Genomic DNA, 11,921 nt, shown 5'->3' with positions numbered 1-11,921 from the left:
TTGCTTTTTTTGCTGTTTTTACGTACTTCCCACCACCAGGCATGACGATACAGGATATATCGAAGCAGCGTCGTTTTATTAAACCGACGCTTAAAAATAGCATTAAGTTTTAGCTACAGGAATTGAACATGCTTGATTTGGATCACTTAGAAAAAGCCCAAAGGATCAGTCTTACCATGCAAGTTGAACTCAGTTTGAAAGGAGCATTAATTACAGGCTCCCTCAAACCTGGCGCACGGCTGATTACGAAAGAGATTGCCGATAAATTGGGAACCAGTATTACGCCGGTCCGCGAAGCGCTGCTGCGTCTGGTGTCGGCAGGGGCGTTACACGCTACGCCCGCGCAGGCCTTTCTGGTGCCAGAGGTCACGCTGGATCGTTATAACGAAATTAACGCCATTCGCAAACAGCTTGAGCCCATGGCAGTCGCCGCGGCCTGTCAGAATATGTCTGAGCAAAAGCTGGAGACGTTGCGCAAATTGTCGGACGTATTTCATGAGGCCATGCGCAACGGGAACGTCCAGCAGGCGCTCCATGCGAATCGTGTCTTCCGGTTTACGCTTTATCAGTATGCCGAAATGCCGACGCTGAATGCGTTGATTGAACAGCTATGGGTGCGCATCGGCCCGTGTATTAACTATCTTCACCGTGAGCTTGATGACATCAAAGTGTCGACTTATCACTATGACGAGCTGCTTTCAGCCCTTGAGAGAAGAGATGTTGATGCCAGCCAGAAGGCGATTGATAAGTTGATTGATGAAGCGAATACGCTTTTACAGCGACAATATTTTAACTAAGAGATTATTTAGCAGAGCGACTATATCCCGCACCTAATTATTTATCTGGTGAATAACTCCTGATGGCTTATTGCCATCAGGAGCATTATTTCATTTATAAAATAAACTTTACTTTTTTTCTCACTCGAAGCGATAAGAGACCGACAGACCAACACCGTAGTTACGGCCAGGTGCGGGCTCGTAATAACGCCCGTTCGATTCGTTAACAATAACGGAGCCGACATACTCTTTGTCGAACAGGTTATCTACGCGGCCAAAGACGTCCATCCCCCAGTTGCCATAGTTAAATTTATACCCGGTATTGAGCCCAACCACCGTGTACGACGGCGCTTTCGCCGTGTTTTCGTCATCAGCCATGATGTCGCTCATATAGCGCACGTCAGAACCCGCGTACCAGCCTTCTTCTGGCTGCCAGCCAAACGACGCGAAGCCCATATTGCGGGCAATGCCCGGCATACGGTTGCCATTACATTCGGCATCGCCGCAGACGTTGGTGCGGTAGGTGGCGTCCAGGTACGTCCACGCCATTTTCAGTTTCCAGTTCTCAGCAAACTGCTGATCGAGAGAGACTTCTACCCCCTGACGGCGGGTTTTCCCGGCATTTTTATAGCTTGTACGACCGCCAGCGCTGGCATCTACCACGATCTCATCATCTGTGTCTGTGCGGAACAGCGCTGCCGTCAGCAGACCATTACCGATGCGGGTTTTGCTGCCCACTTCATAGGTGTTGTTCGTGGAAGGTTTCAGGCCGATGTTCAGGCCGCCCTGATTATCGGCGCGATAAGAAAGTTCGTTGATGGTCGGCGTTTCGAATCCACGTCCTGCGGCCGCATAGAGGTTCCACGCGTCCGTCACCGCATATTTCACCGAGCCTGCCGGGAGCCATTTGTGATAGCTCGCGTCACCGCTGTCATCGCCGTTCCCCGGCGTAACGTAGTGGTCGTTGGAATCGAACCAGACCGAGCTGTAACGCACGCCCGCGTCGACGGAAAGTTTCTGCGTTAACTGCCAGCTGGTTTGCAGATAAGGATCGACGTTCCACATCAGATTGCGTTCATCACGACGCTTATCGCCTTTAACGCCGTAATCCGGCACGCCGTTGTTCATCACGAAGTTTTCGTACCCGCGACGATCTTCACTCATGTTTTCATAGTTCAGACCGGTGGTGAAGGTGACCGGCACCAGCAGCTCACCACGGTGCGTCCAGCGGGTATCAACGCCCTGATAGTGGCGCTGCATATCAATCACGCCGCCGGAGTGAGAAGGTCGCAGCTGCGGCTGATAAGGAATCGACTGATACTGCGTCATTTCACGCTCACCGGCATACATCATCACGCTCAGATCGTCCTGAGCGCTAAGCTGGCGGTCATAGCGCAGACCGGCCTGGGTCTGCTTGATGGTCTTGCGCGTGTTGTACTGATCGCCGCGCGGAGACTGACGTGGGTTGTTTTGCCACTCCTGATAGCTCAGCCCGCCCGGATCGTTGGCTTTCATGTCCACGCTGTTGAAAATCAGCGTCAGCTTGCTGGCGTCGTCAATGCGTACACCCAGTTTGGCGTTAGCCAGATTCTTCCGCGCGCCGCTGTGGTCGCGGAAGCCTTTGGTGGTGAAGCGGGTAGTCGAAACCGTGTAATCCACGTCTCCCGCATGCGTTCCGTCCCCCATGGCGCCGGTGGCTTTCATTCCATAGCGCCATGTACCGTAACTGCCGTAATAGCTGCTCGCCTCAAGGGTCGGTGGCTGCTGCCCGGTCTGGGTAGTCATGTTAATCACGCCGCCAGAGGCGTTACCGTACAGGGCAGAGAAGGGGCCACGCAGCACTTCAACGCTGTCAATGCTGGAGAGATCGATGTTAGACGTCTGGCCCTGTCCGTCCGGCATGGTGGCAGGGATACCGTCGACATACATGCGAATGCCGCGCACGCCAAACGTTGATCGGGCACCAAACCCACGCACTGAAAGCTGGAGATCCTGGGCATAGTTCTGCCGGTTCTGGATTTGCAGCCCGGGAACGCTGCCAAGCGATTCAGAGAGGTTAATGCGTGGCGTGGCATGACGCATATCATCGCCATTCACGACGCTGACCGCCGCCGGGGTATCAAGCTCTGATACGGTTTGCGGCGTGGCGCTGACGATCATGGTTTGTTCCTCTGCGCCGATCGCACTAAGCGGCACAAAAACAACGGGGACCAGCAGCAGCGGGAGAGATGCCTTACGGGCAGAAATGATTTTCATGAGTAAAACCGGTTGTGGGGTGTAAACGAACCAAATGGAACATGTCCATACATGTTAAAGGTTTTGTAAATGTTTTGAAAACTATAACCGCACATTGCGTTAATGAAAGGCGAGAAGGGAAAGAAAAACTCCACTTTTAACTCATTAATGATTACTATTCTCATTATCATAACGGCGACGCCATGACGTTGCCAGCCGGAAGCGATGTCAGCCGTACTCCCATTTTTCAAAAAAGGAATTGTTATGTCTTTACGCCATCTGTGCTCACCGCGACTGAGCACCTCTCTGCTGTCTGCCGCTTTACTGTTTGCCGGAACCTTCCAGGTGCATGCCGCCGAAGAGATGCTGCGTAAAGCAGTGGGTAAAGGTGCCTATGAAATGGCGGTCAGCCAGCAGGAGAATGCGCTGTGGGTTGCGACGTCGCAAAGCCGTAAAACTGACAAGGGTGGGATTATCTATCGTCTTGATCCTGCCACGCTGGAGGTCACGCAGGCCATTCATAGCGATCTCAAACCTTTTGGTGCAACCCTCGACGGCGCGACGCAAACCCTGTGGTTGGGTAACACGATCAACGGTGCGGTGACGGCCATTGATGCGAAAACGGGCGACGTGAAAGGGCGTCTGGTGCTCGATAGTCGCCAGCGCAGCGAAACGGTGAAACCGCTGCAGCCGCGACAGCTGGTGGCAGATGACGCGAGCAACACGATTTACATCACCGGGATGGGCAAAGAGAGCGTGATTTGGGTGGTGGATGGCGCCACGCTGAAGCTGAAAGGAACCATCGCAAATACGGGTACCTACAGCACCGGGCTGGCACTTGATGCCAGGGCAAAACGCCTGTATACAACGAATGCGGACGGCGAGCTGGTCACCATTGATACCGCCACCAACACCATCCTCAGCCGCAAAAAAGTGCAGGACGACGGCAAAGAACACTTCTACCTGAATTTGAGCCTGGACACCGCCGGTCAGCGTGCCTTCCTGACCGACTCAAAACAACCGGAAGTGCTGGTGGTGAGCCTGAAAGACGGCAGCGTGATGGAGAAAATTGCGGCGCCTGAATCACTGGCGGTTCTGTTTAACCCGGCTCGCAATGAAGCCTACGTGACGCACCGTGAAGCCGGTAAAGTGAGCGTGATTGACGCGAAGTCTTATAAGGTGACAAAAACCTTCGACACGCCTGTCTACCCGAACAGCCTGGCACTGTCTGCCGATGGCAAAATCCTGTACGTGACGGTGAAACAAAAATCAACTCGCCAGCAGGAAGCCACTCAGCCAGACGATGTGATTCGTATTGCACTCTAATGTGGGAATTGCCCGGTGGCGCTGCGCTTACCGGGCCTGCAAAAACGATAAGATGTAGGCCGGGTAAGGCGAAGCCGCCACCCGGCTTTTTTATTAACGCGAGGTCTCTTCCACCAGCGGTGCGTCGTGTTTTTCATCATCAGGATGAACCGGCGCGGTGCTGTGAATTTCGTGAACGCGTTTACGTACGCCGAACCAGCCTGCGATCAGCAATACGGCCAGCAGCGGAATGGTGGCGATGGTATAGGTACCGTTCGGGTAGTCGAACGCCATCAGTACCAGCACGCTAAACAGGAAGAGCAGGGTGAGCCATGAGGTCACCGGTGCGCCCGGCAGCTTAAAGCTGACGTCAGCGGCTTTGCCTTCTTTAATGGCTTTACGCAGGCGCATCTGGCAAACCACGATAAAGGCCCAGGAGGCGATAATCCCAAGTGCGGCCACGTTAAGAACGATCTCGAAGACCTGAGACGGCACCAGATAGTTCAGGAATACACCGAAGACATACACCACCAGGGTCGCCAGAATACCGGCATACGGTACGTGCTGCTTGCTCATCTTCGACATGAACTTCGGCGCAGAACCGCCCATCGACATAGAGCGCAGGATACGACCGGTAGAATAAAGGCCGGAGTTGAGGCTGGAGAGTGCCGCCGTCAGTACCACGATGTTCATGATACTGCCAACGTAAGGCACGCCGAGCTTGGAGAAGAAGGTGACAAACGGGCTCTGACCAGCCTGATAGGCATTCCACGGCAGCAGCAGAACCAGCAGCACCACGGAACCAACGTAGAACAGACCGATACGCCAGATCACGCTGTTAATGGCTTTCGGCACCATGGTCTGCGGGTCTTTACATTCACCCGCTGCGGTACCGACCAGTTCGATAGAGGCAAAGGCAAACACGACGCCCTGAACCAGAACCAGCGCAGGCAGCAGACCGTGCGGGAAGAAACCGCCGTTATCGGTTATCAGGTGGAAGCCGGTGGCATTGCCATCCAGCGGCTTACCGCTGCCGAGGAACACGGTCCCGACGACCAGGAAAATCACAATCGCCAGCACTTTTACCAGCGCAAACCAGAACTCCATTTCGGCGAACCACTTCACGCCGATCATGTTCATGGTGCCGACAATCGCCAGCGCACCAAGGGCAAAGACCCACTGCGGCACGTCACCGAACGCGCCCCAGTAGTGCATGTAGAGCGCAACGGCGGTGATATCGACGATACCGGTCATCGCCCAGTTGACGAAGTACATCCAGCCTGCCACGTAGGCCGCTTTTTCACCGAGGAATTCACGGGCGTAGGAAACAAAACTCCCGCTGGACGGACGATGCAGCACCAGTTCACCCAGTGCGCGAAGAATGAAGAAAGAGAAGATCCCGCACACCAGATACACCAGGGCGAGAGCCGGGCCAGCCATTTGCAGACGCGCACCAGCACCTAAAAACAGACCTGTTCCGATAGCGCCGCCGATGGCGATCATTTGCACCTGACGGTTGCCCATCGCTTTGTGGTAGCCCTCTTCATGGGAGTTCAACCAGCGACGTTTAGCAGCGTGATGATCGGCTGCGCTTTTATTGCTTGTTTTCATTGAGTTACCTGTTTGCCTGTCTGAACCATTATCGTGATAGTCCTGCCTGGCAGAGAGCGATACAAACGATTGCTTCTGCGCAAACACATGTCGCCTTCCCAGTCATTCTGCGTATGGATAAGGCGAAACATGGCGAGGCATCCTACCTGCAATTCATAAGCGACGCAAAATATAACCGTGTCGAAAGTGATGCAGGTCGAAGGAAATCGTGTGGTCAGAGCAGATGAGGATTACAACACGCTGAATCGTGGCGAGTTTTTAGACAGAACTAATAGTGAAGTGCTGCTTTAATCATCAGAAATCCTTAATAATTACGTTGAGGTAGCGCGCAATGAGGCAGCGCGTCACGGGCATTTCATTAACAAAAATAAAACGATATGATCCGAAATGTTTTCTTCAGCATGGCCAGGCGGAACGGTGAAAATCAATATTATCGGTACCAGCGGGAGCGGAAAGAGTACGCTTGCCCGGCGCATCGCGACGGAACTGTCGCTCCCTTATATTGAGATGGACAGGCTCTACTGGCGCCCTGAATGGAAGGGAACGCCCGATGAGGAGCTACTGGAGACGCTGGCAAATACGCTTGCTGCCACACCCGGCTGGGTGCTTGATGGCAACTACAACCGCACGCGCCCGGTGAAATGGCGTGAGGTTGATCTGGTCGTGTGGGTGGACTGCGGTTTTATCCGTACGCTCTGGCAGGCGGTGACGCGCGCGTTTAAACGCGCATGGCACCAACAGGAACTGTGGCCTGGCACCGGAAACTGCGAAAGCTTCCGCCGCTCATTTTTCAGCCGGGAATCCATCATCATCTGGACCCTTAAAACCTGGCGCATTAACCGCGAGCGTTACGACGCTGATATGAAAAACCCGCAATACGCCCACATTCAGTTTGTTCGCATCACCCGTCGCCAGGAGGCGGATGCGCTGATTGCTTCGCTGAAAACTCACCCCTAGCAGGGCGCTGTATATCTGATTTCCAGAAAACTAAATGTAAATTAATTGTTTCTCAGTGGTGAGATACACCTTTAATAATGTCGACATGTTAAGTCAAACGAGAACGCAACATGTCATGGCGAATCAGCATTCTGGACAAAAGCCCCATCGCTGAAAACGAAACGGCTGCCGATGCACTGGCGCGTACGTTAGCGCTGGCGCAGCAGGCAGAAAATCTGGGCTATCACCGCTTCTGGATTGCCGAACACCACAATACCCCTCAGCTTGCCAGTCCCTCGCCGGAGCTGCTGATTGCCTGGATCCTCGGGCAAACAACGCGCATCCGGGTCGGTTCCGGGGGCGTCATGCTCCAGCACTACAGTCCGTATAAAGTCGCCGAGAATTTCAACGTGCTGGCCGCGCTGGCGCCCGGCCGCGTGGATCTTGGCGTCGGAAAAGCGCCTGGCGGATTACCGCTCTCGACCCGCGCGCTGCAGCTGGGGCTGGATCAGCAGGAAAAGGGCAGCTTTGCCGAACAGCTGGCCCAGCTCGATCGCTGGATCCGCCCTGAAAACCACTCTGCGGAGGAAGCCGTTCGCGCCACGCCGCAGCCACCAGTACCTGCACAGGGTTTTCTGCTGGGCGCCAGCACGGAAAGCGCGCTGCTCGCCGCATCACTCGACTGGCACTTTGTCTTTGCCGCGCATCTGAACGGAGATCCGGAACTGTTACGCGAGGTGGTTTCGACCTGGCGTAAGAACAGCGCGCGGGAGGTGATAGTGGCGGTGCAGGCGATTATCGCGCCGACCCAGGTTGAGGCCGAAGCCCTGGCGCAGAAGGTCGAAGTGTGGGGTGTTGAGCTGGCAAACGGCCAGCGCGTGACCGTCGCCAGCGAGGATCAGGCCTATGCCTTTGCCCGTCAGGCCGGGAGCGAGCCGGTGCGCATCGCCCGTCGCGCCCAGTCGCTGCTGGCGGGGACGGCGGAGTCGGTGCTGGAACAGCTGAACGCGCTACACGCGCAGTGGGGGATCGACGAATTTATCATCGACACGCCGGTTGCGGAGGGGGCAACGCGCGTGCAGTCCCTGCGTTTGCTGGCCGAGGCGCGTCTGAACAGGGAGGTTACCGTATGAGCTTTGTTGAACAACTGATTGCCTGGCGTCGCGAGCTGCATCAGAACCCGGAGCTGTCCGGCCAGGAAGTGGAAACGACGGCGCGCCTGCGCCGGTGGCTGTCAGCCGCGGGCATCACGCCGCTGCCTTACGACCTGCCGACCGGTGTGGTGGCGGAGATCGGGACCGGAAACAAACTGATCGCGCTGCGGGCAGACATTGATGCCCTGCCCATTGAGGAGCGCAGCGGCGTGCCGTTTAGCTCGCAGCAGCCCGGCGTGATGCATGCCTGCGGACACGATATCCATACCAGCGTGATCCTCGGTGCAGCGTTAAAACTGAAAGCGCGGGAAGCCTCGCTTAAGGGGCGGGTGCGTATCCTGTTTCAGCCAGCCGAAGAGAACTTTGGGGGGGCGAAGAGCATGGTGCGGGCCGGTGCCCTGCAGGATGTCAGCGCGATTTTTGGGATGCACAACGAGCCCGGCCTGCCGGTGGGGAAGTTCGCGACCCGTGGCGGGCCGTTCTATGCCAACGTCGACCGCTTCGCGATCCGCATTACCGGTAAAGGCGCGCACGCCGCGCGCCCGCATGAAGGCAACGACGCTATTCTCCTGGCCAGCCAGCTGGTGACCGCGCTGCAAAGCGTCGCCAGCCGCAATGTGAATACGCTGGATTCGGTGGTGCTGAGCGTGACGCGCATCGCCGGGGGCAACACCTGGAACGTGCTGCCGGAAAGCGTTGAGCTGGAAGGTACGCTACGCACTCACCGCACGGAAGTGCAGCAGAACGTGAAGGCCCGCGTGGGGGAAATTGCGGCCGGTTTTGCCAGTGCCTTTAGCGCGCAGATTGATATCACCTGGTTTGCCGGGCCCACTGCGCTGGTCAATGACCAACGCTGGGCCGATTTCGCCACCTCGGTCGCCCGTGAAGCGGGGTATGAAACCCATCACGCCGAGCTACATATGGGCGGAGAAGATTTCGCAGTCTATCTCCAGTCTGTGCCCGGCGCGTTTGTCAGCATCGGCAGCAACAGTCCGTTTGGTTTACACCACCCGGCATTTAATCCGGATGAAGCCTTAATTGAACCCGCTGCCCGCTATTTTGCCCAGCTTGCGGAACACGCCCTGCAACACGTCTGATTAATCATGAGGTAAATATGTCTGCACATCGTCAACTGCGGCTCGGGACCATTTTGCATGGCGCATCCGGAAATATGTCCGCCTGGCGTCATCCGGCGGCCGTCGCGGATGCCAGTATCAATTTTGATTTCGTTAAAGAGACGGCATTAAAAGCGGAAGAGGGCAAACTCGATTTCTTATTCGTTGCCGACGGTCTTTATATTAACGAAAAATCGATCCCGCATTTTTTAAACCGTTTTGAGCCCTTAACGGTGTTATCTGCGCTGGCAAGTATTACCTCGCGCCTGGGGCTGGTGGGAACCTTATCCACCTCCTACAGCGAGCCCTTTACCACGGCGCGGCAGTTCGCCAGCCTCGACCACCTGAGCAACGGACGCGCTGGCTGGAACGTGGTGACTTCGCCGCTGGAAGGTTCAGCGAAGAACTTTTCCCGCGAAAAACACCCGGAACATGCGCTGCGCTATCGCATTGCCGATGAGTATCTGGACGTGGTGAAAGGGCTGTGGGATTCCTGGGAAGAGGATGCCTTTATACGTAATAAAGAGAGCGGTCAGTTTTTTGACCCGGCTAAACTGCACCCCCTGAATCATCACGGGGATTTCTTCCAGGTCGCCGGGCCGCTCAATATTGGTCGCACGCCGCAAGGACGTCCGGTTGTCTTTCAGGCCGGTGCGTCGGATGACGGGAAAAAACTGGCGGCAAAACATGCCGACGCCATTTTTACCCATCATGACACCTTCGAAGAAGCGAAAGCGTTTTATCGTGACGTGAAACAGCAACTGGAAACGAACGGTCGGCGCGCGTCTGACTTACAGATTTTCCAGGGCGTCAGCGTCATCGTTGGCAACGATGCCGAAGACGTGGAAAACCAGTACCAGACTACGGCGGCGCTGGTGTCGATTCACGATGCCCTTAATTACCTCGGACGTTATTTTGAGCATCACGATTTTAGTCAGTATCCGCTCGACGAGCCGTTCCCGGATATCGGCGATCTGGGCAAAAACAGCTTCCGCAGCACCACCGATGAAATTAAGCGTAACGCCCGCGAACGCAACTTAACCCTGCGCCAGGTGGCGCTGGAAGCCGCGTCGCCGCGCCCGCGTTTTTCCGGCACGCCGGAAGAGGTTGCAGACGGCCTTCAAGCCTGGTTTGAAGGCTATGCCGCAGACGGCTTCATCATTCAGGGCGGCACGCCGGATACCTTCCCGCGCTTTGTTGACCAGGTAGTGCCCGTTTTGCAGGCCCGCGGCCTGTTCCGTACCGACTATCCCGGCACCACGCTGCGCGACAGCTTAGGTCTGGATCAACCGAAAAACACGTTCACACAACAATAAAAGAGAACACCGCTATGCAGAAAACATCGCTTATTCTGGCGCTCGCGCTGGCCTTTACCCCTGTCGTCCGGGCAGAGAATGTCACGATTAACGGCACTGGCGTGAGTATTGAGGCCAATAAAACGCCGATCAACACCGTCAAAAACGGTGATGCGGTGGCGCAGCTACCGAAGGATTATCGCTTTGCCGTGCCCGGGAAATTTACCGTGGCGGTGGCGGGGCTGAATCAACCGCCGCTTACGGTTTTCTCCGATGACAACAAAACGCTGTTGGGAAGCGAGGTTGACGTCGCTCGCCTGGTGGCTGACAGCCTCGGGCTGGAGCTGAACGTGGTGCCGACCTCGTGGGAAGACTGGCCGCTGGGCGTGGCGTCCGGAAAATACGATGCCGCCATCAGCAATATTACCGTCACCAAAGCGCGCAAAGAGAAGTTTGATTTTGCCACCTACCGTAAGGACTCCCTCGGTTTCTACGTGAAATCGACCAGCCCGATTACCTCGCTTAAAAAAGCAGAGGACATCGCCGGGCTCAGGATTATTGTGGGCTCCGGTACCAATCAGGAAGCCATTCTGCTGGCATGGAATGCCGAGAACCTCAGGAAAGGGCTGAAACCCTTTACTCCGATCTACACCAAAGACGATGCGGCGCAAACGCTGGCGCTGCAGTCCGGGCGCGCGGATGCCTACTTTGGCCCGAACGTGATTGGCGCGTGGAAAGCGGCGCTCAACGGCAAAACCAAACTCGTCGGCAGCGTGGACGGCGGCTGGCCGAAAGCGGCGCACATCGCGGTCACGCTGAGAAAAGGCAGCGGCCTGGTCGAGCCGGTGCAAACCGCGCTTAATGGCGTAATCAAAAACGGCGATTACGACAAAGTACTAAACCGCTGGGGAGAAGGGGTTGAGCGCATTGCTCATTCCGAGGTGAACCCGGCAGGTCTGGGAGATTAAGGAGGCGCTATGCGTGAACAATTTCGTGATGTTTCGCCGGAAGATGCCGAACTGCAGCCGATTATCGAGGGACTGTTCGGTGAATATGCCGCCCGCTACGGCGACTACTTCTCTAAGGACGCGGAAGTGGAGCTCACGGCGTGGTATTTAGCGCCACAGGGGCTGTTTATCGTGCTGGAACGTGACGAGAAGATTATCGCCACCGGTGCGTACAAACCCTTTGATGAACGGACCGCCGAAATTAAACGCATCTGGACGGACAAATCCCTGCGTCAGCAGGGGCTTGCTGCCCGCGTGGTGCAGGAACTGGAGCGCAGGGCGGTGCTGGCGGGTTACAGCCAGATCTACCTGACGACCGGTTTTCGTCAACCGGAAGCGGTGCGGCTCTATCTCAGCCAGGGATACCAGCCGCAGTTCGATCTCACCCGTGACCCGGAAGAGTACAGCCAGCCGCCGTTTGACGGTCGGCTGCGTTTCACCAAAACGCTGGTACGTGAAGCGTTCAGTAGAACCGCATGAGGAACGA

Annotated in this window: 8 protein-coding genes and 1 pseudogene; 7 read left to right on the top strand and 2 right to left on the bottom strand. The window is 56.0% G+C overall.

The window, feature by feature from the left end:
• Window positions 1-128: 128 nt before the first annotated feature.
• Window positions 129-797 carry a GntR family transcriptional regulator gene (locus ACOTY9_RS02825; protein ID WP_014883946.1) on the top strand — a complete coding sequence of 223 codons (669 nt, stop codon included), beginning with the start codon at window positions 129-131 and terminating at the stop codon, window positions 795-797.
• A 120-nt stretch (window positions 798-917) separates the two neighbouring features.
• Here the strand turns inward: ACOTY9_RS02825 and pqqU are convergent, their stop codons facing one another.
• Entirely contained in the window at window positions 918-3,032 is a 2,115-nt protein-coding gene (pqqU, locus tag ACOTY9_RS02820) for a TonB-dependent receptor PqqU (protein WP_045268201.1), read from the bottom strand.
• Window positions 3,033-3,275: 243 nt separating this feature from the next.
• Between pqqU and ACOTY9_RS02815 the strand changes: the two genes are divergently transcribed.
• Complete coding sequence (locus ACOTY9_RS02815; RefSeq protein ID WP_348565484.1) at window positions 3,276-4,337, top strand: YncE family protein; 1,062 nt, start codon at window positions 3,276-3,278, stop codon at window positions 4,335-4,337.
• A gap of 93 nt (window positions 4,338-4,430) precedes the next feature.
• Here the strand turns inward: ACOTY9_RS02815 and ansP are convergent, their stop codons facing one another.
• The gene (gene ansP, locus ACOTY9_RS02810) at window positions 4,431-5,927 is read right to left on the bottom strand and encodes an L-asparagine permease (RefSeq protein WP_014883943.1); all 1,497 of its coding nucleotides are present in this window, start codon (window positions 5,925-5,927) and stop codon (window positions 4,431-4,433) included.
• A 417-nt stretch (window positions 5,928-6,344) separates the two neighbouring features.
• Here ansP and ACOTY9_RS02805 point away from each other — a divergent pair, with 417 nt between their 5' ends.
• The 5 genes and pseudogenes from ACOTY9_RS02805 (at window position 6,345) to ACOTY9_RS02785 (ending at window position 11,914) form a co-directional block, all read left to right on the top strand.
• Window positions 6,345-6,884: an AAA family ATPase gene (locus ACOTY9_RS02805; protein WP_058689925.1), complete on the top strand. Its 540-nt coding sequence runs from the start codon at window positions 6,345-6,347 to the stop codon at window positions 6,882-6,884.
• Between the two features lie 110 nt (window positions 6,885-6,994).
• Window positions 6,995-7,996, top strand: coding sequence for an LLM class flavin-dependent oxidoreductase (locus tag ACOTY9_RS02800; protein WP_045268199.1), 1,002 nt, complete (start codon window positions 6,995-6,997; stop codon window positions 7,994-7,996).
• Window positions 7,993-9,114 (top strand): amidohydrolase, encoded by a 1,122-nt coding sequence (locus tag ACOTY9_RS02795; RefSeq protein WP_421637302.1) that lies wholly within the window; start codon window positions 7,993-7,995, stop codon window positions 9,112-9,114. The genes ACOTY9_RS02800 and ACOTY9_RS02795 overlap by 4 nt, the downstream gene beginning before the upstream one ends.
• A 17-nt stretch (window positions 9,115-9,131) precedes the next feature.
• Window positions 9,132-11,395, top strand: a pseudogene (locus tag ACOTY9_RS02790) (NtaA/DmoA family FMN-dependent monooxygenase).
• A 9-nt stretch (window positions 11,396-11,404) separates the two neighbouring features.
• Window positions 11,405-11,914, top strand: a complete 510-nt coding sequence (locus ACOTY9_RS02785) for a GNAT family N-acetyltransferase (RefSeq protein ID WP_032636417.1) — start codon at window positions 11,405-11,407, stop codon at window positions 11,912-11,914.
• Window positions 11,915-11,921 lie beyond the last annotated feature (7 nt).

Origin of the sequence: Enterobacter cloacae complex sp. SHL012 (assembly GCF_049237505.1) — a bacterium.
Classification (GTDB): Bacteria; Pseudomonadota; Gammaproteobacteria; order Enterobacterales; family Enterobacteriaceae; genus Enterobacter; species Enterobacter kobei.
The sequence above is the reverse complement of the archived record's forward strand: the minus strand, read 5'-3'. Positions and strand labels throughout refer to the sequence as shown.